We start from the raw sequence: 22,639 nt of genomic DNA, 5'->3' as shown, positions 1-22,639 counted from the left end.
AAATTCATTATCTGATGCTGACAAAACATAAATATTTTTTATTTCCTCTTCTACTCCTTCTTTTCATCTCCTGTAAAGAAAAAATACGGGATGAAAATAACTTTGTTATTTATCAGGTAAATCCTAAAAGACAGGAGGTAAAATTATACTGGAAGAACAGTCAGAATGAGATTCTGAAAAGCATTCGTAATCTTAAATATGAAACAGAATCAAGGAATAAAAAATTACTTTTCGCCATGAACGGCGGAATGTTTGAAGCAGATAATACCCCCAAAGGACTGTATATTGAAAACTTCAAAATCCTTAAATCTATTGACACATTACAGGGATCTGGGAACTTTTATCTTCAGCCTAATGGAATATTTTATCTAACCCAAAACAATCAGCCAGGAATTTCTGAAACTAGAAAGTATAAACAAAATCCTTCTATCAAATTCGCTACTCAGTCTGGGCCGATGTTATTGATTGATGGAAAGATCAACCCCATCTTTCAAAAAGATTCTAAAAATCTGAATATCAGAAACGGTGTAGGTGTTCTGGACAATGGAGAAATTATATTTGCCATGTCTAAAAAAGAAGTAAATTTCTATACTCTCGCTCAGTTTTTTAAAGAAATGGGCTGTAAAAAAGCTCTGTATCTTGACGGTTTTGTTTCCAGAACTTATCTTCCTGAGAAAAACTGGACCCAGACTGATGGTAACTTCGGAGTGATAATAGGAATTACAGAATCTAAATAAAACACTTATTTATTAGCTTTTCTAAAACCTAAAAATAGACTATCTTTCATTGCTCTTTGAAAAAATATCAAATCATCTACTATTACTATGAAAAAAATTATTCTGGATTTAGCAACAACCTTAGACGGATTTATTGAAGGACCTAACGGAGAAATCGATTGGTGTATCATGGAAGATGATATGGATTTTGAGGGTTTTATCTCCGGAGTCGACACTATTTTTTATGGAAGAGTAAGTTATGACTCGTGGGGGAATTACCAACCTGATGAAAATGCAGCTCCGGAAGAACTTGAATTCTGGAAAACTATTCATGCAAAGGATAAGTTTGTTTTCTCCAGCCAAAACCGGGCAGATGAGAAAGCCACGTTTATTCACTCTGATCTTGTAGAAAAAGTTTCAGAAATCAAAAAACAGGGCGGAAAAGATATCTGGCTCTACGGTGGCGCAAGTCTTATTAAAACCTTTATTCAAAATAATCTGATTGATGTTTACAGAATATCTGTGCATCCTGTCGCTTTAGGAAGCGGCAAGCCGCTTTTTGAAGATTTAAAAGAAAGATTAAATTTAAAACTTATTAAAACAAATGTGTTCAAATCTGGCGTAGTACAGCTTATTTATCATCCATCACCTGTAATTATCAAATAAAGCACGCTCTTTAATCATGAATATAAAATTAGACTCCATTATCCTGTATGTACAGAATATCACATTACTCAGGAATTTTTATGTTGATAATTTTAATTTAAAAGTGATTGAAGAAGATTCCATTTGGGTTTTGATGAATGCCGGCGCAGTCAATATTGGACTCCATAAAATCGGGGAACAATACTTGGAGAGAATGGAAACAGAATATCAATTCGATAACAATACTAAACTTGTTTTTGAAGTAGATACAGATATTGAATCAGCAAGAAATGAATTGCTATCGAAAAAAGTTGAGATGAGAGCCATTAAAACTTTTGAGAACTATGATTTCTGGTTGTGTGATGGCACAGACCCTGAAGGAAATGTATTTCAGCTAAAGTGTAAAAAATAACCAATCAATTTACATTGAATACCATGAACATAAAGAAAATACTTGGATTTGCATGTTTAATCGCCGCTCAGTTTGTATTCGGCCAAAATATTTCCGTAATTGAAAAACAGCTAAATGAATCCTTTCAAAAAATTAATTATTGGTCTTCCGAAGGCAGAGATCTTAAAAATTCATATGATTCTTTGGCGGCCGCCAACACAAAATTTGAAAAACTATTAGTCCGGTATACCTCTTCTCAACCTCAAACCATCAACTATCATTTCAAATCTCTGGAGAAAAACGGACTTATTGTAACCACTTCAGAAGATGGTAAATTCCGGATCTATTCTTGGGATACGTGGACAGGGGGAACTATGCATTTCTTCAGAAATGTATTCCAGCATGAAGCTGGTAAAAAAGTATATTCTAAAGCCGTAGAAATCCAAGGTGAGGGCGATCCCGGATATTATTATTATCAGATCAATGATATTATTTCAGAAAACAAAAAATATTACCTTACTCAAAGTAAAGCGATACTAAGCTCCGGAATGAGCTACCATATCATCAAAGTATTTTCTATTGATAACCAACAACTAAATGATAAAGCCCAGCTCATCAAGACTCAAAGCGGGATAAAAAATCAACTGAGCTATGAAGTAGATCTTACAGCCTCCGCCAACAGAAACTATGAAGGCAGAGATTACGAGATTGAGTATGATAAAAAGAATAAAATAATCAGCATTCCTTTAATACAGGCAGATTCCAAGGTTACCCCTAAAAAAATAAGATATCAGTTTAAGGGAAAATATTTTGAGAAAATATAATATCATTTTGATGTATTAATATTTTATTTATTTCTAGCAATTGCTAGCACAACCTATGTCCGCTAAAATTCTTTTATCTTTTTTTATTATTATATCCACTTTCGGTTTTTCCCAGGAAATAAAGGAAAGTGAAAATTTATATATTTTCATTGGTAAAAAAATTAGCGTTGAAGAATTTAATCCCAATACAAAACAAGGAGAAAAAAGAACAAAGGAAGTAGATTCGGAAACAGGAGATACGCTGACTGTTATACATCATTCATATGTAATGGACAATGCATTTCATTGCAAATATTCTGTGATGAAAAATTTAATGAACCGACTTCCGAAAGAAAATGTTGAGTTTAATGCCTATGATCACTATGGTCGCCCAGATTTTGAAGAATATGAAAATGTAATCCTGTACATTTCTAAAAATAAAAACGGTGATTTTTTCCATCAGAAATACATCTATGATCCGGTTTATAAAATTGATGGCAAGTGGGTAGGTTTATTAACCACCCCCAATGGCCATAAAAAATTGAAAACATTCGATATCAACAAAGATGATATAATAAAAATAGCATTGGGGAGTTGTGATAAAATATGTCAGAAGATGTATTATCCTTCTCCTTATTTCAAAATTAAAAATGGGTTTGCTTATCCTAAAAAAGCTTTAGAAATCAATGATATTATTTCCTACAGAAAAACAGTTACATTTAAAATTAAAGAGAAAGAAAATCAAAAATGATCACCATGAAAAAGCTATTTTACATCTTAATTTTAATCATATTGAGCAGTAGCCTAACCGCCCAAACTGAAAACTACAGCCATAGCATCGACCAGTTTCGGAAGAACTTCAATACCGGGAAATATGATGAGATTTTCAACAGTTTTGCCCCAGAAATGAAACAATCATTACCCATTGATAAAAACAAACAATTTTTCTCTGACTTAAAAGCTCAGGTCGGAAATATGAAAAATACAGAATTCATAAATTATCAACAGTCAACCTATGCAGCTTATAAAACCCAATTTGATAAAGGAATTCTGATGGTTAATATTTCATTAGATTCTCAAAATAAAATCAATGGCCTATTTATTAAGCCTTATAAAGATCCGGAAAAAATAACCAATGCCCTCACCTCCTATCCAAAAGAAATAGCCGCTGCTATTTATTCTACAGCCCTCAAATTTCCTGAAAATACTCAACTCTCTATTGTAGTTATTCAAAACGGGAAAACAAATTATTATGGTATTATAAAAGACCATGACTCTATAAAGCCTGTTGAAAATCAAAATAAGATTTTTGAAATCGGTTCCATTTCAAAAGTATTTACCTCTACTGTTCTCGCTTCCCTGGTAGAAACTAATAAGATAAAGCTTACAGATCCTATCAATTTATATTATTCATTCCCTTTTAAGGACAATAAAAAAATCAGCTTTGAAGAGCTTGCCAATCATACCTCAGGGCTCCCTCGTTTACCTCAAAACCTGGATTTATCAGATCTAAAGAATCCTTATTTAAAATATCATACAAAAGACCTTGAGGATTATCTTAAAAACCTAATGACAATTGAGCATAAAACCTCTAAAGAATCTTCTTACTCTAACCTTGGTGCAGGATTATTGGGTTATACATTAGGACTATCCCAAAAAACTACATTTCAAAACTTATTGCAAAAAACAGTTTTTGATCAATATGGAATGTCTCAGTCTTTTACCTCTTCTCAACATTTGGGTGATGCACTTATCAAAGGACGTAATATCAATGGAGATCTTGTTTCGAACTGGGACTGGGATGTCCTTTTCGGAGCGGGTGGTATTTTATCCACAACCGGAGACCTTGCAAAATTTGCAAATGCACAATTTAATCCCAAAAATAAAGAACTGGCTTTAACCAGAAAGCCTACGTTTACAGTAAATGATAAAACAAAAATCGGTTTGGGCTGGCATATTATTACCACTAAAAACAATAAGGAAGTGTTTTTCCACAATGGCGGAACGGGTGGATATTCTTCTTCAATGACTCTTAATATGGAGGATCACACAGCGGTTATTATTCTTTCCAATGTTTCTTCAATCAATGAATCGATTGATCAATTGTGTTTTGAGCTATTAACCCAAACAACAAAAAAATAACTATTCGTTTTTCTTACCGTTGGATGTAACATTATCCCAGAAACAATTGTCTTATAATAAAAATTACATGAGATCTATTCTAATCTGCCTTATGGTACTACTGGCAGTCAATCCTGCTTTTTCACAAAAGACTAAGCAACTTGAACAATTATTAACGGCTTATGACCAAGCTGGCAAATTCAGTGGAACTATTCTGGTTGCTGAAAAAGGGAAAATTATTTTCGAAAAAAGTTATGGCTATAAAAACGGTCCTAAAAAAGAAAAAAATACCAATAATAGTCTTTATCGGATCTTTTCTACCACAAAAATGTTTACAGCTACAGTTATTCTGAAGCTGGAAGAGGAAGGAAAATTATCGATCAACGACAAGCTTTCCAAATATTATCCCAATTTTCCTAAAGGAGACAGCATCACCATCGCCAACCTCCTTTCCCATACCTCAGGAATTCCCAATGATACCAATTCAGAAAATACAATAGATGAAGAAACATTCATCAAATTTATTTCTGCAAAACCTCTGAATTTTTCGCCCGGTAAACAATGGGATTACTCCAACTCCGGATATTATATTCTTGGATATATTATCAAGAAAGCCTCAGGCATGGATTACGATAAAGCGATTGAAAGCTATATCCTAAAACCGCTGCAAATGAATCATACCGGATTCCATTTTAACAAGGTTACAGATGAAAATAAAGCGCTGGGTTATGATTTTTTATCAGATCACACGTTCAACGAAGCCTTTCGTTTTAAAACTGATCACCCTTTTGCTGCAGGAGCCATGTATTCTACTGTTGAGGATCTCTTCAAATTCAATGAATCTTTTAAAACCAATACCATTCTAAAAAAGGAAACCATTGAAAAAATGTTTACCCCTTATCTTAATGACCATTACGGATTAGGCAGTGATGTCTTAATTGTTGATGGTAAAAAAAGAATTGGGCATGGCGGCGGCGGGCCAGGTTACCGAAGTATCTATTACAGAATTCTGGATGATGATATTTGCTTCATTGCGATGTCAAATTCTACTTTATCTCACACAGATCTCATTGTACCGAAAATTGAAAATATAGTATACAATAAACCGAATAAGATGCCTGCTGTTCCAAAAGTTAATTCACAAGAGTTAAAAAAACTAGAGGGAGTTTATTCTACAGGAGACACTAAATTCTACGTAACCGTTATAGATGACCAAGTCCTTTTCAGGGAGAAAGGGTATCCAATATGTTCATTATTCCCTATCAGCAATACTTCATTTCAATTGGATGAAAACTTTGCATTCACCTTTAAACCAGACGCAACCGGAAAAATCAATACTATAACAGTTAAACTCCGCGATGGAAGTATAAAAACAGGGACAAGAACAGCAAACCAATATTTATGGGGAATCATTGGAAATGCAACACCAGGCGGATGGGACGGAAAAGACACCCCATTGCAAGAAGATCCCCAAAACCCAAATCATTATTTTCTTAAAAACTTCAATCTGAAAAAAGGGAATTTAAAATTCAGAGTAGATAACGATTGGAGCTATAATCTGGGGTTAAATAGTGATGGAAAAACCATCGCCCTTAATGCTTATGATTTCCCGATAGCGGAAGATGGCCGGTATGATATTATCCTGGATATGTCTGATCCTATAAAACCTCAATATAGCATTACAAAATCTGTGTTATAAAAAATTAATACGATAAAAACCGTTCAAAATAGAGCGGTTTTTTATTTGAAAATGGATTCATATTTTTCTTATTTTTACATGACAAAAATCATATTACCAAAGATTTCATATGCCTCATTTTATTATAGAATGCTCACAAGATATCCTCCAACAAAGAACTCCGGATGAAATCATGGATGCGGTATACAGTGTGGCTGAGTCAACAGGTTTATTTGCTGTAAATGACATTAAAATAAGGTTGCAGCCCTATCAATACTATCGACTGGGAGAATATAAAAAAAACTTTCTCCATGTCTTCGGATACATTATGCAGGGATGCAGTACTGAACAAAAAGCTGACCTTTCAAAGCAGATATCAATACGGCTTACAGAATTATTTTCTGACATTTCATTCCTATCAGTCAATATCAGTGAATTTGAAGCCGCAACTTATAGCAATAAAGCCCTTATCAATCCTGAAAATAAAAATCATGATCGACATTTCGGGCTTTGATTCTCATTGTTAAACCACAAAATATTAATACTATGAGCTTAAAAACTTTAATCGACAAAACCGTTCAGTACAACAATTGGGTAGTCAATAAATACATTGACTGGCTATCCACAAAATCTGATGAACAACTTAATCAGGAAGTAATTTCCAGCTTTCCGACGATTCTGAAAACCCTGCATCATATCTGGCAGACTCAGGAATATTGGTGGAGTTATATTTCTGAAAACAACGATTTCGATTTTGCCAAAACCGCCGCTGAAACCAGTAAAGAAGAAGTGTTCAACAACATAAAAAATAACTCGCAAAAGCTGGTTGATTATGTGGAAAGCTTATCTGAAGAAGATCTAGCCAAAAATGTAAAGATAGAGTCCCAATGGTTTCAATGCGATTTTTCAAAATATGAATATATCCAGCATGTCATTCTTCATGGAACTTACCATAGAGGCCAAATCGTTACAATGGGCCGGAATGTAGGAATAACAGATGCTCCTATGACCGATTTTAACTTCTGGAATATTTATAAAGACAAAGAATAAATTATTTTCATTGCATATAACACCATAACATCTGTCTGAATACATTATTAAATGGGAAAAATCTTCGAACTTATTTCCGATCACGCCCTTGAAAAACTTGATGAATATTACACAGAATGCCACGTCTGTGGAAAATCTGATATAGATTTATATCCTTACCAAGGAAAAGTTATTCTAGAAAACGGCGAGATTGATGAGGATATTTATGCTGCCTGCCAAGATTGCCTGCAATCTAAACCCATGATGCATACCTGTAGTTTTCTGTATGAAGAGACCATTGAAAGGTACCTAAATTTGCTTAACCTTCCTAATGCTCGAACCACTGAACTCAAAATGATGTTAACAGAAAAATATAATCGCACACCGGATATCCCATTATTTATGCAAAAACCTGATATTCCTCTCTGTTGTGAAAACATTACGGAATTTACGGGTTATCCACAAAATGAAGATGAGCTCTATAAAATCAGTATTCATTATATATATTGGGAAAACGGCATCAAAGAAAAAAATGAATATTATAATTTTAAAACCTATGGTGCTCCAGAGAGTTTAAGAGAAATAGCCACTTTCCAATGCTCACGTTGCAGAAAAAAATACTTTACCTTTCAATTTACTTAATTCATTTTCTAAACAACTAGATCAATTAATTCAACAAAGCTTTATCAATTACCATTCAGAAATAAAAATCTACCATTCGGTCTCTAAAATTTTTTTCCATTCTTTTTTTATAATATATTGGTTTAAAAATAACCCATGAAAAAAATTTTCAAATTCTTCAAATACTTTTTACTATCTGTATTTGTTATCATTTTAATTTCTATTCTTTATGTATTTATCAGTAATACAATTTTTATTGGTGGAAAAGATTCTGAATTTACAAGCTATCTGAAAAATAATCAGGTGTCCGTTAATGATAAAATAGATGGTAAATTATTTGATGATAGCTTCTATAGTTCACAGGTTATCCTTTTGGGTGAAATTCATGGATATGCTGATAATCAGAAGCTGGACCTTGATTTTCTGAAATTTCTAAATCAAAAAACGGGTGTCAAATACTATATTGCTGAGATGGACAGCACTTATTCACATAAGCTAAACCTCTTCCTTCATGGAAATACAAAGGATCAAAACCTGCTTAAAGAAGTTGTAGTCGCTGTAAAGAAGAGAATTCCACAACAATCCAGCAAAGAATTAATGGAAAAATGGAATACTATTTATGATTATAATCAAACCCTAAAAGATTCTTTGAAAATATCCGTCATTGGAATTGATACAGATTTCAATGATAATTCCCGTAAGATCTCCAGAGATTCGGTCATGATCATCAATTTTAAAAACTCGGTGAAAAAACTGAACATTGAACATGAAAAATTCTACGGACTTTTCGGATTTTATCATGTGCTTCAGCATGGGGTAAAAAAGAATGAAAAACCTTTTGCAGAAAGGCTTAAAAATTCAGGTTTTAAAACATCAAGTATTGTAAGTTATCCGCTGGATAGTGAAATGTATCTTCCAAAAAATCCGCAGTTCCCTACCCCTGAAGATGAAAAAATAGACTGGATGAATGCTGATGGCCCGTTGATGTTGGTAAAAGGAATTAATGATTTCAAAGATTTGGCCCAGCCCAATACCATAACAGTATTCAAACTCAATGGTAATCATTCTCCTTATCAAAAGGCTGATAAATTAATATCCATAAAATCCAGAATGTTTGGAGAAAGCTTCACACCACAACCCAACACTCATACATTGGATTATTTTCAATATGTTGCGATCACAAGAAACTCAAAAGCATTAACACCAATACAATAATCCTTTAATAATCGGAAACTCATTCAATGAAAAAAATTATTCTATTTTTATCAGCATTTGTCATATTCTCTTGTTCTATAAAGCCTTCATCCTCTATTGTTGATAAAAATTTTGATTATAACAGATTAGAAAAGGTTGCTGATAGTGTAAAAGTTGAAAACATTGTAATCAACAATCTCTTTAAGCATCAGCTTCTTGCTCATAAAAACCATCAATACGACTCCACAAGGATTCTTAAAAATGTTTATCTGCCTCATAAAAAATTATGGGACAGCTGCTATGCAGTTATTTTTGGGGAAGAGAATGCTCATCTTTTCAATAATCCTAAAGGCATGATAGCCTGGAACCAAACCTTTTATGAAAAAAATAAACCGGAGTTGGAAGATAAGGCCAATATTATTTTAAGTATTGATCTGAAAAAACATTTTCAAAATACTCTTACTCAATTCAACAAGCTGGTCCCCTATCAACCTAAGGCTAAAATAAGCTTACTCTTCACTCCGATCATAGGAATTTCATTTGGTGGATGCAATGCTGAACAATTTGCCTTAGAACTTAATAATAAAGAGGTAGATATTCTCTACACCCTTGAAAAAGGACTTCCTCATGAATTGAATCATCTGGTGTATGAACATTTCAGGAATACTGACAGCAACGGAGGAACTGCTTTGGCCCAGACCATAGACGAAGGTTTTGCCTGCTACTTTACCTATGTGTTTTTTAACCGCAAGATGGAGAAATATGAAGCTGTAGAGCATATGACAAAAGAGAATTGGAATTGGTATCTCAGAAACGAGAAAGAAATATTCACAAAATTAAAACCTTATTTTGCTGACCGTTCAGGGAATAATCCATTATTGAGAAATGATAGACTCAAACTATTTCCAGATGCTCCAAAATCTATGAACTATTGGCTGGGGTTCAGGATCATTGAAAAATATGTTGAAAAAAATGGTCTGGATTCATGGAAGGATATCTATCATTTAAGTCCTAACGACCTTCTGGAAAAAAGTGGTTACGAAAATTATATAGAAAACCTGTAGAAAAATACAATTTCAAAATAAACAAAAATTTCCACTTTTATTGCTATTCTTCTCAATGGAAGAATACAAAGTTTTACGGCTTATGAGTTTATGAATAAAATATGTGGATAACTTTTCAATCAGGCAATCAATACTCATTAATCAATGTGGATAACTTTTAAACTACAAATATAAATAGATCATAAAAACATATTAATCAATCATTTAAACATAATAAATATCCACATCAAGTTATTCACATTTATTTTTATTTGTTAATAACTTGATGTGGATAACTTTTTCAAAAGCCTATTATCAGCCTTATTTAGTCTATAATCCATTTATTTTCTATTAAAAAAATACCACAATTAATTAATCATAAACATTTATAACAATTTTTTATGTAATTTTAAAAGATCAATCAAATCACTATAGAAAGAAATATAAAAATGGTCAAATTCCATAAAAAAAAGGAAACAAAGATTTTCTAGTTAGATGTACATCACCAGCTTTACCTTCTCTCACTATTCTAAATCTGGTATATAGAAAAATAATGTCAATATCCTGTTGACATGACCAATCGCTCACAGCTACTATTGCTGGAAAAGTTATCCACAAAAAATGAAAACAACTTAATACCCTCATTCAATGACAACAACCGACATTCAAAAAAGCATCATCCCTTATATTGGGGAAACAATTCCTTACATTACGATTCCGGAAAATATTATTTTCAATGGACACACTATAGAAACAGAAATACCGGGACAGGATTTTAGTAATGAGAACTTTACCCATCTTCCAAAAACATTAGCATCATTAGGAAGTTACAGCCTGTACAGAATACTCAATGATTCATCCCAAGAAAAGATTTATTTTTTGGGAGAAAAATTAAGGATCAGAAAATTATCTTATAAGCCCACTCCAGATGTCATATCCATTACTGGTGCAAGTTATCTGGAATCTAATAGAAAAGGCAAGTCCTGTCTGAATGCAAAAGATAAGCAATCAGGAGAAATACTGTATTCTTTTGAACTGGATTATTATATCATTACTCAGGATTCATTCCAGCGTTTTTACAAAGATTTTTTTAACGACACTCCTGTTGAAAACTATGACGAGAAACTTCCGGACGGCAAAATAAGCAAAACTGAGGCCCCTCATCAGTTTATCATTTCCATCATGCCTTTTACCCCAAATCAATGCAAAGGCCATTTTGAAAACTACCCAATTGTTCCATTTGTTTTCATCGCCAATTGTGTACTCCGAGAAATCTTTAACTTTCTGGGAAACCGGGAAACTTATGAAGTTGATAACTTGGAAGGATATGCCTCAAAAGCAATGCCTATAGGAACAGAATTCCGGATTGAAGTTTTTCAGCAGAAAATTTTAAAGAACCTTATCTATTTCAAATGCGAAATAAAAGATATTTCCGGAAACTCTTACGCCGTTTTAATTATTAACATCAAGTCTGAACCCAAGAAATAAAAAACAATTTTAACTCTTCCACAATCCCTGAAAAGCGTCAATCTTTTCAGGGATCTTTTTATGAGTCACTACTGATAAAGAGCCTCAAGATATGTGAATGAGTTTCTTTGATAAATTTATGGATTGAGCGATAAAAAAATAATTCTTTGCTTAATTCCATCAGTTAATATTTTGTAATTTAAACTTCAGAACATCCTTTAAAAATAAAACATGAGAGTCATTAAAAGTTTATTCATCATCTTATTTTCTTCAACCATCTTAAGTTGCGGTTCTCAACACTCAAATAACTTTACAGCAAAGAAAATATATGCATCTAAAAACCTCATCATTACACAGATTTCAGAAAACGCATTTATCCACACATCATTTAAACAAACTCATGATTTCGGGAATGTTCCCTGCAATGGGCTTATTGTAAAAAACAGTGGAGAAACAATTGTTTTTGATACTCCTACCAATGACAAAAGTTCAGAAGAATTGATACAATGGATCAATACAACGCTTCATGCAAAAATCAACGCTATTATTCCTACCCATTTTCACGATGATAGTTTAGGTGGTTTACAAGCCTTTCATAATCATAATATTCCTTCATATTCCTATTCTAAAACCATTGAATTAGCCAGAGAAAATAATTTTGTCACTCCTCAAAACAGCTTTAACGATTCATTGATATTAAAAGTTGGGAATGAAAAAACAATTAGCAAATTCTTTGGGGAAGGCCATACAAAAGATAATATTGTAGGTTATTTCCCCACTGAAAATATAGTATTCGGAGGCTGTCTCCTAAAAGAACTGGAAGCCAGCAAAGGATATTTGGGAGATGCCAATGTTTCAACATGGTCTGCCACTGTAGAAAATGTAAAAAAAGAATATCCTAATGTAAAAATTGTGGTTCCGGGACATGGTGAATATGGAGATCAAAAATTGCTCGACTATACGATCAAATTATTCAAAACTCAATAAAAACACAGAGTTAAAAGGCCCTACAGAAATGAATCTTTTCAATTTCTGCCAGCTTTTTGTACCTTAGTTTCTTTAAAATTAGTCACACACCAACATAAAATAGAAGTTCAATGGAAAAATATGCAGTTTCTTCAGATAATCAGAAAATTCATTACAAAGAATCCGGAAACGGAAATACAGCGATCATTCTCATCCATGGCTGGCTTGGAAATGCCGAGTGGTGGAGTGACCAACAAAAATATTTCACCCCAAAGCATCACATTATCCAAATAGATCTTGCTGGACACGGAAAATCTGATTCTGCCAGAAAAAACTGGACCAGTTCCCAATATGCTGAAGATATAAAAGCAGTAGCTGATGTGATAGATGCCCAGGAAATTATTCTTGTTGGACATTCAATGAGTGGTGCTTATGTACTTGAAGCCTCTTTAAAAATTCCAAAAGTAAAAGCTTTGGTTTTGATAGACACCTTGAAAAACCTGGATGAAGCTTTTACTAAGGAACAGGTAGAACAAATATTATCCACTTATCGTTCTGACTTTAAATATGCTGTGGAAAACATTCTTCCCCAATATCTTTTTGCAGAACAAACTCCTTCTGCCGTAAAGGAAAGAGTACAACAAGAGTTCCTTCAAAATGAACCGGAAAAAGCAATCCATGCACTCAAACCTTTATATCAGACTGATTTCAGAAATATTGCAAAGCAGGTTCAGGTTCCCGTAATTGCTATTAATTCTGACGCATCCCCTACCCATATTGAAAACAACCGTAAGTATCTTAAGGACTACAACTATGTAACGATTACAGAAGTTGGACATTATCCTATGCTTGAAAAACCAGAAGAATTCAATACGATTCTTGAGGAAGTATTAGAAAAATTAATCTAAGCATCAGATACAAAGCCATGCAGAATACAAAAATCTTTACAACAGCTTTTGCCAGTGTTTATCCACATTATATTCAAAAAGCAGAAAAAAAGGGGCGGACAAAATCAGAAGTTCATGAAATTATCCATTGGCTGACCGGCTATGATGAACAAGCCATTCAGGAACAGCTGAATAGTAGAAATGATTTTAAAACTTTCTTTGAACAAGCTCCCCAGATGAATCCTAATGCATCATTAATCAAAGGAGTGATCTGTGGATACCGTATTGAGGAAATAGAAGATGAACTGATGAGAAATATCCGATATCTTGATAAACTGATTGATGAATTGGCCAAAGGAAAAAAGATGGAAAAGATATTAAGGGAATAATTTTAGCTATTCCTCCTTCATCACTAAATAATATTTTAAACTTAGCATCACATCCAATACAAATGACAAGAAAAGAAAGAACAGAGGACATTCTTAAAAAAGAAGGCATTAAAATCAATATTAACCTTCCTCATATAGAATCTGAAGAGGAAACCCAACTGAGAGCACCCAAAGAAATAGCTGCAAGGGTGGCTATACTCGCCATTACTAATTTTGTAGCTTTTAATACCATAGATTCAGAAACTGCGACGGATTATCTGATAGAATATGATCTTTGGGAATATGTAACCCCCAAAGAAAAAGACTTTCTCTCTGATCCTACGGAAGCAAAAAAGTTTCAGGAAACCTGGAAATGCGAATGCATCTGGGTTTTACTATGGGCTTTAAAAATAGTAGATATCTTGCCATTTCCTAATGAATTGTGTGATCTCAATAATATACCTTTTGAAAAATACCCTGTGGGTGGTGACAGGGATCCTAATGACTTTATTAATGCTCATCATGAAATTCGCTCCAAATCAGAAATCCTTGATGCCAGCGACCTATACTACAGATACGATTGGGCTTGTGTAGATGCCAGAATCAACAACAGGGAAATGACTCAGGTGCATCCTGGAATTGTCTATGAGAGACACTATGCTTTAAATTGGCTGACAAACTATATGGATCAGGAATGGGACCATATTTCCTGCGATACCTAATGAATTCTGATTCTATAAAATAATTGATTAACTATTCATTAGCACAGCAACCGACTGCCAATACCTTATACACTTTAAATGAAAAATATACAGAGAGAAGACATTCAAATTCTCAGCCGGCACAGCAATCTGAGTGAAGAAGATATCAACACTTTACTTAAAGATAATATATACAACAGTAAAGAAGCCTGGCAAAAATTTCTTAAATTATTTTTAATCAGCCTGGGAATTGGGTTTACCGTATCGGGAATCATTTTCTTTTTTGCCTATAACTGGGCAGAATTACCAAAGTTTGTAAAAATTGGATTAACGGAGGTTTTAATAATAATTACTACAGTTTTAGCATTACTTCCCAAAATCAATAACACTATCAGAAATACTATTCTCACCGGAGCTGCTGCCCTTGTGGGAGTTTTGTTTGCCGTATTCGGACAGATCTACCAAACCGGTGCAGATGCTTATGACTTCTTTCTCGCATGGACCATATCTATAACACTCTGGGTGATCGTTTCTGGTTTTGCTCCTTTATGGCTTTTGTATGTGGTTTTAATCAATACTACTCTTGTTCTCTATTCGGAACAAGTGGCTAAAGATTGGAACGAGAGCATCATTATCCTTTTACTTTTTAGCCTTAATCTTGCCATTTTGGTAGGATCACTCCTTCTTTCTTATTATAAAAAACTCAATATTCCCCATTGGTTTACCAACATTTTATCACTGGCAGTTGTCAGTTTATCAACCTTAGGGCTTTGCCTTGATTTTACTGACAGTCACAAAACTTTAATACTTCTTTTAATCCCGCTCAGCATTATCACATATGCTTCAGGTATCTGGTATGGACTCAAAACAAAGAACAGCTTTTATTTTGCGATTATCCCATTAAGTATTGTTGTTATTATCTGTACTTTATTATTCAAAACAGGGGATCACGAAGCCATGTTCTTATTGGTTTTCTTTTTCGTAGTGGTGAGTATCACACTCATTATTAAAAATCTGATGATCCTTCAAAAAAAATGGAAAAATGACAAATAGAGAAAATATTAAAAACCTGATGGATTTTCTTCAGGATAAAAGCAGCAGGGAAATTCATTTTGATGAAGAAACTATCATGGCGGCTTATGAAGAAAAAAACACTAATCATCAGTCATTATCTATCAAAATACTATCCATTTTTGGTGGAATAATGGCCTGTCTTGCCTTTTTAGGCTTTATTTTTACGATCCAAATTATCGATTCAGAGATAGGAGCAAGTATATTGGGGATGATCTGTATAGCAGTATCATCTTTTATCAGTAGGATATCAGGAAAAACACTTGTAGATACTTTGAGTGTCACTTTTTTTATTACCGGTTTTTCACTTCTTGGAATCGGGCTTGCTTCTGAAGGAGATAGTATTTATATAGCATTCATTGCTATTGCACTCTGTACTTTATTTTTGGTTCAAAGCTATATACTCTCTTTTATTTCCATATTTATTATTAACGGAACTATATTCGCATTTGCCCAGAACAATCATATCTTTAACTTAACCTCAGCGATTCTTATATTCCAGGCAGCCATCAACACTTATTTGTTTTTGCAGGAATCAAAAATAATAACCAAAAATAAAATTTTATCTAAATTGTATGATCCGATCCGAACAGGAATGGTATTTTCATTCATATTCGCCCTTGCATTTTTAGGATTCGCATCTTTTTTCCGCATTTCAGAGTATTATTATGACTGGATACCATCTCTTGTGATTGTAATAGCTATACTTTATGTGATATTTCTTCTATTCAAAACATTACAGATTACCAATACACTTGATCAAATCATTATTTATGCTCTTACAGTTCTGGTTTTATCACCTACTTTATTAACGCCTACCATAGCAGGAGCTATTCTCATTATGCTATTAAGCTTTTATACCAATTACAAAACCGGTTTGGTTGTATCGATCATAGCTTTAATCTCTTTTATCGGAAGGTTTTACTATGATCTTAATTTCACGTTACTAACCAAATCTATACTCTTGTTTGCATCAGGAATCCTCTTTTTGACCATTTATTTTTTTACTCACAAAAAACTGACCACCCATGAAAAAATATAAATGGCTTATCATCATTGTTAATCTTGTTCTCTTATTGGTATATTTCAATTATTCTATAATGGAAAAAGAAACTTTACTAAAGAATGGACAACCTATCTTGTTAAAACTGGCTCCAGTAGATCCCCGTTCCCTGATGCAGGGTGACTATATGAGCTTACGGTATGACATTGTCAATAATATTAATGTTGAAAAAATTCCAAACCGTGGCTATTGTGTTGTAAAGCTTGATTCCAAAGGGGTTGCTCAGCGGGTTCGCTTTCAAAAAAATGCAACTCCATTGAAATCCGGAGAATACCTCATCAAATATACTTCACCCAACAGCTGGAGGATTAATATCGGAGCAGAATCTTTCTTCTTCCAGGAAGGACATGCTGAAAAATACAGCAAAGCTGCTTATGGTGGAATAAAAACTGACAAAGATGGAAATAGCTTATTAATAGGGTTATACGATGATCACTTAAAATTGATTCAATAAAAATCTATTCATCTTAGAAAAATACATACAAAATCCACTCTTATCTGGATTTAAAACCCGTCAACTATTGATAAATCCTATCAAAAAACACTTTCTCATTTCAGAAAACTTTCCGAAATTAGCGACTTGTGCATTAAATGTATTCAATGAAATAAAAAATTTAAATTAATACATACAGTAAAACTTAGTATAAGTTTTCTTCGGGGCAGGGTGAAATTCCCTACCGGCGGTTACAGTCCGCGACTCCTTTCTTTTGAAGGGACTGATTTGGTGAAATTCCAAAACCGACAGTTAAAGTCTGGATGGGAGAAGAAAATGAGACATACGGTAAGATCCCTTGCGGGCTCTTATGGTATTGTATTTCATTTCCATGTACCGAAGACTATTTTAACTTTTAAAAGTAAAATAACATGGAAAAATTATTAGAACAATTTGGAGCAACCTCTAAAGAACGTGTAGAAAAAGCACTTTCAACATTACAACAGGGAAAAGGTATTCTTTTAGTAGACGATGAAAACCGTGAAAACGAGGGTGACATCATCTTTCCCGCTTCCACTATTACAGAACAAGACATGGCTCTTTTGATCCGCGAATGCAGTGGCATCGTTTGCTTATGCATTTCCGAAGAAAAGAGTAAGCATCTGAATCTTCGTCCGATGGTGGAAAACAACAATTCAAAAAACCAAACCGCATTTACCATTTCTATTGAAGCCAGAGAGGGCGTAGAATCGGGAGTTTCAGCAAAAGACCGTGTAACCACCATCAGAACAGCCGTTGCTGAAAATGCATTGGCTGAGCACATTGCAAGCCCGGGACACGTATTTCCTCTGATTGCTAAAAAAGATGGAGTATTTGAAAGACGTGGACATACAGAAGGAAGTGTAGACCTTGTAAAAATGGCTAATCTGGGAGACGACGCTGTACTTTGCGAGTTGACCAATGAAGATGGCTCTATGGCCAGACTTCCGGAAATCGTAGACTTTGCCCTTAAAAAAGGGATGAGTGTAGTCACCATTGAAGATATCTATGCGTACCGAAAAATGGTAATGAGCAACTAAACTTAAATTCATTTAATGCACAGAATAGCCACTCGACCTTGTTGGGTGGTTTTTTATTTAATTATTTCGTTAAAAGCTATTTAGCATAAAAATTATTTCATTTTTTTAACTAACTTTAATAAAAAATTGGCCATGAAAAAATCGATCCTTCTTCTGTTGGGGGCTTGTGCAATGTTTTCGGCTCAGATTACACTTACAAAAGCTTCCCATGACCCTATCCTCAATGATATTGTCGATAATAGAACTATCAACGGGACTGTGGATAACTCTGCAACCGGAGCGAACGCAACATTTTCAAATGGAAGCCTTACTATGGGAATACCTACACTTGTTAGCTATTTAACACCTTCAGCCAGTGAGATCAGTACTTTTCCCGGCTCTAATATTAAAATGGTTGATGGAGCAACTGCCATACTTTATAAAGCTTCCGCTGCAAAACTAGAGATCACTGGAATTGTAAATCCCCAGATCACTCTGAATTTAAGCATGGATAACGGGACTTACATCAACTATCCTACTACCTTCGGGCCGGCACAGACTGATACTGCCAAGGGAACTTTTATTTCTTCTGTACTCAATGGAATATGCGTGGGTACCACATCTGTTCAAGCGGATGCTTATGGTACATTACTCCTGAATGGGCAGACTTATAATAATGTTCTTAGGGTAAAATTTATCCAGAATTTCACCTTGCATTTACCTATTGATATAACATTTACTAATCCTTTGGGTACTGTTAGCAATACTGTATATTCTTATTATGATGCTGGTCACAGATATCCGTTGCTCAGTTCTACTAACTTAAATATTTCGGTACCTGCCTTGGCGATTAATCAGACGACATCCACAGCAATAGCTTTAAATATGGGAACACTGGCAGTAAGTAATCCCATCAAAAAAGAAAATTTCAGTGTGTATCCTAATCCCGCTCAAGATTTTATCGGATTCAAAGGAAATACAGAAAATTATTCAAAAGCGAACATTTACAGTTTGGATGGAAGGCTTATTAAAACAGCTGATGCAAATTCCGGAAACATACAGGTCTCCGATCTTCCGCCAGCGTCTTATTTTATCGAAATCACTGGAAAAAATTCCGAACCCAAAAAGAATATAAAATTTATCAAAAAATAATAAAAAATCTCGTTCAAAATAGATGAACGAGATTTTTTTGATGCAATTAATTTAAAGAAGAGCACAAGAAATCCCCTAAAGAACATTTCATCTATCTTATGCCTTCAAGTATTTTCCTGCCTCCTGCTTCCAACTTCCATCCTCTTAAAATGTCGCAGCCGGAGCTGTATCATTATTCAGCTTTTTCTGAAGCTCAGTTTTTTTACCTTTAGAGAAATCATAGCTTATTCCCAGTATAAACATCGACTTATTATTCATAATCTGCGTATGAAGCCTGTAATCTACTAGGCTTTCAGACAGACTTTTTGTTTTATATTCCGAAGGCATTCCTATCCAGTACATCCCTGTGGAAAAAGTTAGATTTTTATGTTTATATCGGATAAAAATATTATTTTGATTCTCATTGGTATTCAGGAAAGCACCGCTAAGACTATATGTTGGAATATTAAACTGATACTGTACAGTGAATTTTTTATATTCTGAAGACAGCAAAAAATAATTGGCGAGGTAATTATTTTTAATCACAGTACCGCTGCTGGTTTTTACCATTTCGGAAGTAGGTGATAAATTTGCCTTTATGACCAAAAGATTATTCCCGAAAGGCTTATAAGAGCCTGAAAGAAAAGCCCCAACCTGCTGAGAATATTTCCCATTTTCGTAAGTGAGTGCATACCCTCCAAATACATCATCCAATACGTAATATTGATTAATGATCCGATCTGTATATGTATAGAATAGGTTTGCATTAAAATCGAAATACTTATTATTCATTGAATAGGTAAGGCTATTCGACCATTTCTGCTGGGATTTAAGAAAAGGATTTCCTCTCTGTACAATATTGGGAGCCAGCTGCACAACATTACTGCTGAGCGCACTACTCCATGGGCTTATGGGCTTATAGCTGCTGGTGAAACGGAGGCTTTGATTATTTTTCAGCTGATAGGCCAATACTATTTTGGGAGTAAAAGACCATTCATCAAAGGTATTTTCTGCACTTTTATTATGGATATTGGTCAACCCCGCCCCAATACGATAGCTGAATTTATCTATTTTTCCTGAAAACTCAGTATAAAGATATTGTTCAAGATAGGTAACCTTATATTGAGAATATCCGGAAAGGTTACTCAGATCATTAGCTATTGAAGATCTGGAAATACGATATCCTGATGAAAGCTTTCCAGCTGCAAAATCGTGAATATGTGCCAGTTCACCTACAAAACTAGTCTGTTTTGCCTTCAAAATCATATCATTATCATACACAGAAACACCTGTTCCCGTCACCCATTCTTTAGCAGTTTCCCAAGTATTGGTAGTATAATCTGAACCTACAACATTAACGCTCAGTTCATCCTTTGTTCCTACTTTTTTAGAGTAGTAAAGATCAAGCTTAGGAATCACATAATCTGAACCATTATTCTTAAACATAGAATGCTCCTCACCAGTATTGTCTACAGTAAAAATACTCTGCCCAATCCCTTTTGAAAATCGGCTGAAAATATCCATATTCAATTTTGCCTGAAAAGCATAATCATCCGGAACCAAACGGGTATAGCGCAAGGCTACACTCTGGAAAGTATACCCAAAATGGTCTCTTCTGTCCTCATTAGAACGATAATGCTGATCATTCAACTGATAATCATAGATACTATTTACCCTTCTGTCTGTGTAATCTCTTAAATTAATAGAATATTCCAGCCCAATATCATTCTTACCTTTTGTATAATTAGCATAGGCAGAAGCATTCACAAAACCTGTATTGAGCGCTGAAGATCCCTCCGCTCCAAAAACATATCCTGTCTCTGTAGATCTGGTAAGAATATTCACCACAATATCTGCCCGTGTTGCCCATCTTGCCGGCGGAATATCATAATATTCCACTTTTACCACTTCACTTGGGGCAACACTTCTGATCTGAAGATCTGTAGCTTCAACTCCGTTGATAAGAAATAAAGTAGTTCCTCCTTTTGTGCTCATAATAGTGTTAGAAACGGGGTCCAGCTGCAGTTCAGGAAGTGTCTCGAGCAAATCCTTTGCATACCGTGCTCTTTCCAATGCTTCCTTATCAAAAGTATACACCGCTTTATCTGCAAACTGCTTCTTACGCTGTGCTTTTACAATGATTTCCTGTAGCTCTTTTGTTTCAGCAGCACCCACTGTATCATTCTTTATCTCCTGCGAAAAAGCCAGCGTTCCACAGAGAAAGCAAATGGTATATATCGTTTTTTTCATATCAGAACGGATTATACTTTTAGGACAATTCATTCATAAAATCCATTACATTCACTTTAATTTTAAAATTAAAAAACGCCACTATGATTGATATTTTTAATATTTTTTTCTTTAAATCTGAATTATTATGTTAAATTCTGCCCGTTTTTTGCTGTTATTTTTTGACACCATAAAATGTAAGATTATGAAAAAAGTAATCCTATTCACCTTATGTCTCCTGTTTCCAGTATTTAAAGCACAGGAGAACCAGAACGTTTCGGCTGAGAAGATGAATATCATCAAGACGAATGTTACCGCTTATGCATTCAGGAATATCAACCTGTCTTACGAACGCGCTTTTAACCAATGGTTTTCACTTAATGTTGGTTTTGGAACTATGCCGGAAGGAAAAGTACCTTTTATCAATGCTTTCCTGAAAGATAAAGATGAAAAAAGATTTGAAAATCTAAAGGTAAAAGCTACCAATTTCACCATTGAACCTAGGTTTTATATTGGAAAAGGGTATGGAAAAGGATTCTATTTTGCTCCTTATTATCGTTATTCCGATGTTTCATCCAATACTTTTGATTTCTACTATGATTATAATGGGCCGGATGGAGTTACTTATCAGATCCCATTGAAAGGGCAGGGAAATACGAAAGGAAATAGTGGCGGGCTGATGGTTGGGGTACAGTTCTTCCTTACCCGAAGCCAAAATCTGGTTCTTGATTTCTGGATTGCAGGTGCTCATTATGGAAGTGGAAAAGGTGATTTTACCATGACTTCAGATTATATTCTGACTCCGGATATGCAGGCACAATTAAAAAAAGAAATAGAAAATCTGGATATTCCATTTGTAAAGTACTCTGTGGAAACCAACGCTAATGGGGCCAAAATAAAAGTGGACGGACCATGGGCAGGTTTCAGAAGCGGACTTTCTTTGGGATACAGGTTCTAAAGATAACTATGAAAATAGCACAGCTGTTCTTTTGGAGGACAGCTTTATTTTTGGTGAAATTTGTAT

At 34.3% G+C, this 22,639-nt stretch carries 24 protein-coding genes and 1 riboswitch; of the genes, 23 read left to right on the top strand and 1 reads right to left on the bottom strand.

Annotation, left to right across the window (positions count from 1 at the left end):
- The first annotated feature begins 14 nt into the window (after positions 1 to 14).
- The 22 genes from AC3HD6_RS12695 to AC3HD6_RS12590 all read left to right on the top strand — a co-directional run bounded on the left by AC3HD6_RS12695 (position 15) and on the right by AC3HD6_RS12590 (position 19,407).
- A complete protein-coding gene (locus AC3HD6_RS12695) occupies positions 15 to 737 on the top strand; it encodes a phosphodiester glycosidase family protein (protein WP_488896658.1) in 723 nt (240 codons plus the stop codon).
- Between the two features lie 87 nt (positions 738 to 824).
- Positions 825 to 1,382, top strand: coding sequence for a dihydrofolate reductase family protein (locus AC3HD6_RS12690; RefSeq protein WP_488896657.1), 558 nt, complete (start codon positions 825 to 827; stop codon positions 1,380 to 1,382).
- A 16-nt stretch (positions 1,383 to 1,398) separates the two neighbouring features.
- Complete coding sequence (locus tag AC3HD6_RS12685; RefSeq protein ID WP_488896656.1) at positions 1,399 to 1,773, top strand: VOC family protein; 375 nt, start codon at positions 1,399 to 1,401, stop codon at positions 1,771 to 1,773.
- A 23-nt stretch (positions 1,774 to 1,796) separates the two neighbouring features.
- Positions 1,797 to 2,576 (top strand): hypothetical protein, encoded by a 780-nt coding sequence (locus AC3HD6_RS12680; protein WP_488896655.1) that lies wholly within the window; start codon positions 1,797 to 1,799, stop codon positions 2,574 to 2,576.
- 55 nt (positions 2,577 to 2,631) lie between these two features.
- The gene (locus AC3HD6_RS12675; RefSeq protein WP_488896654.1) at positions 2,632 to 3,306 is read left to right on the top strand and encodes a hypothetical protein; all 675 of its coding nucleotides are present in this window, start codon (positions 2,632 to 2,634) and stop codon (positions 3,304 to 3,306) included.
- Between the two features lie 5 nt (positions 3,307 to 3,311).
- Positions 3,312 to 4,697 carry a serine hydrolase domain-containing protein gene (locus AC3HD6_RS12670; protein WP_488896653.1) on the top strand — a complete coding sequence of 462 codons (1,386 nt, stop codon included), beginning with the start codon at positions 3,312 to 3,314 and terminating at the stop codon, positions 4,695 to 4,697.
- A 67-nt stretch (positions 4,698 to 4,764) separates the two neighbouring features.
- On the top strand, positions 4,765 to 6,375 hold the full coding sequence (locus AC3HD6_RS12665) for a serine hydrolase (RefSeq protein ID WP_488896652.1): 1,611 nt from the start codon (positions 4,765 to 4,767) through the stop codon (positions 6,373 to 6,375).
- A gap of 109 nt (positions 6,376 to 6,484) precedes the next feature.
- Positions 6,485 to 6,868: a 5-carboxymethyl-2-hydroxymuconate Delta-isomerase gene (locus AC3HD6_RS12660; protein ID WP_488896651.1), complete on the top strand. Its 384-nt coding sequence runs from the start codon at positions 6,485 to 6,487 to the stop codon at positions 6,866 to 6,868.
- Positions 6,869 to 6,900: 32 nt separating this feature from the next.
- Positions 6,901 to 7,404, top strand: coding sequence for a DinB family protein (locus AC3HD6_RS12655; RefSeq protein WP_488896650.1), 504 nt, complete (start codon positions 6,901 to 6,903; stop codon positions 7,402 to 7,404).
- Between the two features lie 51 nt (positions 7,405 to 7,455).
- The gene (locus AC3HD6_RS12650; RefSeq protein WP_488896649.1) at positions 7,456 to 8,025 is read left to right on the top strand and encodes a hypothetical protein; all 570 of its coding nucleotides are present in this window, start codon (positions 7,456 to 7,458) and stop codon (positions 8,023 to 8,025) included.
- Positions 8,026 to 8,160: 135 nt separating this feature from the next.
- The gene (locus AC3HD6_RS12645) at positions 8,161 to 9,219 is read left to right on the top strand and encodes a hypothetical protein (RefSeq protein ID WP_488896648.1); all 1,059 of its coding nucleotides are present in this window, start codon (positions 8,161 to 8,163) and stop codon (positions 9,217 to 9,219) included.
- A 26-nt stretch (positions 9,220 to 9,245) separates the two neighbouring features.
- Entirely contained in the window at positions 9,246 to 10,262 is a 1,017-nt protein-coding gene (locus tag AC3HD6_RS12640) for a DUF2268 domain-containing putative Zn-dependent protease (RefSeq protein WP_488896647.1), read from the top strand.
- A 627-nt stretch (positions 10,263 to 10,889) separates the two neighbouring features.
- On the top strand, positions 10,890 to 11,729 hold the full coding sequence (locus AC3HD6_RS12635; protein ID WP_488896646.1) for a hypothetical protein: 840 nt from the start codon (positions 10,890 to 10,892) through the stop codon (positions 11,727 to 11,729).
- A 210-nt stretch (positions 11,730 to 11,939) separates the two neighbouring features.
- Positions 11,940 to 12,695: a CHM family subclass B1 metallo-beta-lactamase gene (blaCHM, locus tag AC3HD6_RS12630; protein WP_488896645.1), complete on the top strand. Its 756-nt coding sequence runs from the start codon at positions 11,940 to 11,942 to the stop codon at positions 12,693 to 12,695.
- Positions 12,696 to 12,805: 110 nt separating this feature from the next.
- Entirely contained in the window at positions 12,806 to 13,582 is a 777-nt protein-coding gene (locus AC3HD6_RS12625; RefSeq protein ID WP_488896644.1) for an alpha/beta fold hydrolase, read from the top strand.
- Positions 13,583 to 13,599: 17 nt separating this feature from the next.
- Positions 13,600 to 13,950: a DUF2200 domain-containing protein gene (locus tag AC3HD6_RS12620; protein WP_488896643.1), complete on the top strand. Its 351-nt coding sequence runs from the start codon at positions 13,600 to 13,602 to the stop codon at positions 13,948 to 13,950.
- Positions 13,951 to 14,012: 62 nt separating this feature from the next.
- Positions 14,013 to 14,651, top strand: coding sequence for a DUF4272 domain-containing protein (locus AC3HD6_RS12615; protein ID WP_488896642.1), 639 nt, complete (start codon positions 14,013 to 14,015; stop codon positions 14,649 to 14,651).
- Between the two features lie 78 nt (positions 14,652 to 14,729).
- Positions 14,730 to 15,683 carry a DUF2157 domain-containing protein gene (locus AC3HD6_RS12610; RefSeq protein ID WP_488896641.1) on the top strand — a complete coding sequence of 318 codons (954 nt, stop codon included), beginning with the start codon at positions 14,730 to 14,732 and terminating at the stop codon, positions 15,681 to 15,683.
- Complete coding sequence (locus AC3HD6_RS12605) at positions 15,673 to 16,743, top strand: DUF4401 domain-containing protein (protein ID WP_488896640.1); 1,071 nt, start codon at positions 15,673 to 15,675, stop codon at positions 16,741 to 16,743. The genes AC3HD6_RS12610 and AC3HD6_RS12605 overlap by 11 nt, the downstream gene beginning before the upstream one ends.
- Positions 16,730 to 17,218, top strand: coding sequence for a GDYXXLXY domain-containing protein (locus AC3HD6_RS12600; protein ID WP_488896639.1), 489 nt, complete (start codon positions 16,730 to 16,732; stop codon positions 17,216 to 17,218). Before AC3HD6_RS12605 ends, AC3HD6_RS12600 begins: the two co-directional genes overlap by 14 nt.
- Before the next feature lie 192 nt (positions 17,219 to 17,410).
- Positions 17,411 to 17,536: riboswitch (FMN riboswitch) on the top strand.
- Positions 17,537 to 17,628: 92 nt separating this feature from the next.
- Positions 17,629 to 18,276: a 3,4-dihydroxy-2-butanone-4-phosphate synthase gene (gene ribB / locus AC3HD6_RS12595; RefSeq protein ID WP_488896638.1), complete on the top strand. Its 648-nt coding sequence runs from the start codon at positions 17,629 to 17,631 to the stop codon at positions 18,274 to 18,276.
- A 132-nt stretch (positions 18,277 to 18,408) separates the two neighbouring features.
- On the top strand, positions 18,409 to 19,407 hold the full coding sequence (locus AC3HD6_RS12590) for a T9SS type A sorting domain-containing protein (RefSeq protein ID WP_488896637.1): 999 nt from the start codon (positions 18,409 to 18,411) through the stop codon (positions 19,405 to 19,407).
- 144 nt (positions 19,408 to 19,551) lie between these two features.
- Here the strand turns inward: AC3HD6_RS12590 and AC3HD6_RS12585 are convergent, their stop codons facing one another.
- Positions 19,552 to 21,636: a TonB-dependent receptor plug domain-containing protein gene (locus AC3HD6_RS12585; RefSeq protein WP_488896636.1), complete on the bottom strand. Its 2,085-nt coding sequence runs from the start codon at positions 21,634 to 21,636 to the stop codon at positions 19,552 to 19,554.
- A gap of 184 nt (positions 21,637 to 21,820) precedes the next feature.
- Between AC3HD6_RS12585 and AC3HD6_RS12580 the strand changes: the two genes are divergently transcribed.
- On the top strand, positions 21,821 to 22,573 hold the full coding sequence (locus AC3HD6_RS12580; RefSeq protein WP_488896635.1) for a DUF3575 domain-containing protein: 753 nt from the start codon (positions 21,821 to 21,823) through the stop codon (positions 22,571 to 22,573).
- Positions 22,574 to 22,639 lie beyond the last annotated feature (66 nt).

Source organism: Chryseobacterium sp. II3a, assembly GCF_057815135.1.
The sequence above is the reverse complement of the archived record's forward strand: the minus strand, read 5'-3'. Positions and strand labels throughout refer to the sequence as shown.

What these genes read in the sequence shown, in the direction of transcription:
- AC3HD6_RS12695 (WP_488896658.1), top strand. Translation starts at nt 15, where the DNA reads ATGCTGACAAAACATAAATATTTTTTATTTCCTCTTCTACTCCTTCTT.
- AC3HD6_RS12690 (WP_488896657.1), top strand. Translation starts at nt 825, where the DNA reads ATGAAAAAAATTATTCTGGATTTAGCAACAACCTTAGACGGATTTATT.
- AC3HD6_RS12685 (WP_488896656.1), top strand. Translation starts at nt 1,399, where the DNA reads ATGAATATAAAATTAGACTCCATTATCCTGTATGTACAGAATATCACA.
- AC3HD6_RS12680 (WP_488896655.1), top strand. Translation starts at nt 1,797, where the DNA reads ATGAACATAAAGAAAATACTTGGATTTGCATGTTTAATCGCCGCTCAG.
- AC3HD6_RS12675 (WP_488896654.1), top strand. Translation starts at nt 2,632, where the DNA reads ATGTCCGCTAAAATTCTTTTATCTTTTTTTATTATTATATCCACTTTC.
- AC3HD6_RS12670 (WP_488896653.1), top strand. Translation starts at nt 3,312, where the DNA reads ATGAAAAAGCTATTTTACATCTTAATTTTAATCATATTGAGCAGTAGC.
- AC3HD6_RS12665 (WP_488896652.1), top strand. Translation starts at nt 4,765, where the DNA reads ATGAGATCTATTCTAATCTGCCTTATGGTACTACTGGCAGTCAATCCT.
- AC3HD6_RS12660 (WP_488896651.1), top strand. Translation starts at nt 6,485, where the DNA reads ATGCCTCATTTTATTATAGAATGCTCACAAGATATCCTCCAACAAAGA.
- AC3HD6_RS12655 (WP_488896650.1), top strand. Translation starts at nt 6,901, where the DNA reads ATGAGCTTAAAAACTTTAATCGACAAAACCGTTCAGTACAACAATTGG.
- AC3HD6_RS12650 (WP_488896649.1), top strand. Translation starts at nt 7,456, where the DNA reads ATGGGAAAAATCTTCGAACTTATTTCCGATCACGCCCTTGAAAAACTT.
- AC3HD6_RS12645 (WP_488896648.1), top strand. Translation starts at nt 8,161, where the DNA reads ATGAAAAAAATTTTCAAATTCTTCAAATACTTTTTACTATCTGTATTT.
- AC3HD6_RS12640 (WP_488896647.1), top strand. Translation starts at nt 9,246, where the DNA reads ATGAAAAAAATTATTCTATTTTTATCAGCATTTGTCATATTCTCTTGT.
- AC3HD6_RS12635 (WP_488896646.1), top strand. Translation starts at nt 10,890, where the DNA reads ATGACAACAACCGACATTCAAAAAAGCATCATCCCTTATATTGGGGAA.
- blaCHM (WP_488896645.1), top strand. Translation starts at nt 11,940, where the DNA reads ATGAGAGTCATTAAAAGTTTATTCATCATCTTATTTTCTTCAACCATC.
- AC3HD6_RS12625 (WP_488896644.1), top strand. Translation starts at nt 12,806, where the DNA reads ATGGAAAAATATGCAGTTTCTTCAGATAATCAGAAAATTCATTACAAA.
- AC3HD6_RS12620 (WP_488896643.1), top strand. Translation starts at nt 13,600, where the DNA reads ATGCAGAATACAAAAATCTTTACAACAGCTTTTGCCAGTGTTTATCCA.
- AC3HD6_RS12615 (WP_488896642.1), top strand. Translation starts at nt 14,013, where the DNA reads ATGACAAGAAAAGAAAGAACAGAGGACATTCTTAAAAAAGAAGGCATT.
- AC3HD6_RS12610 (WP_488896641.1), top strand. Translation starts at nt 14,730, where the DNA reads ATGAAAAATATACAGAGAGAAGACATTCAAATTCTCAGCCGGCACAGC.
- AC3HD6_RS12605 (WP_488896640.1), top strand. Translation starts at nt 15,673, where the DNA reads ATGACAAATAGAGAAAATATTAAAAACCTGATGGATTTTCTTCAGGAT.
- AC3HD6_RS12600 (WP_488896639.1), top strand. Translation starts at nt 16,730, where the DNA reads ATGAAAAAATATAAATGGCTTATCATCATTGTTAATCTTGTTCTCTTA.
- ribB (WP_488896638.1), top strand. Translation starts at nt 17,629, where the DNA reads ATGGAAAAATTATTAGAACAATTTGGAGCAACCTCTAAAGAACGTGTA.
- AC3HD6_RS12590 (WP_488896637.1), top strand. Translation starts at nt 18,409, where the DNA reads ATGAAAAAATCGATCCTTCTTCTGTTGGGGGCTTGTGCAATGTTTTCG.
- AC3HD6_RS12585 (WP_488896636.1), bottom strand. Translation starts at nt 21,636, where the DNA reads ATGAAAAAAACGATATATACCATTTGCTTTCTCTGTGGAACGCTGGCT.
- AC3HD6_RS12580 (WP_488896635.1), top strand. Translation starts at nt 21,821, where the DNA reads ATGAAAAAAGTAATCCTATTCACCTTATGTCTCCTGTTTCCAGTATTT.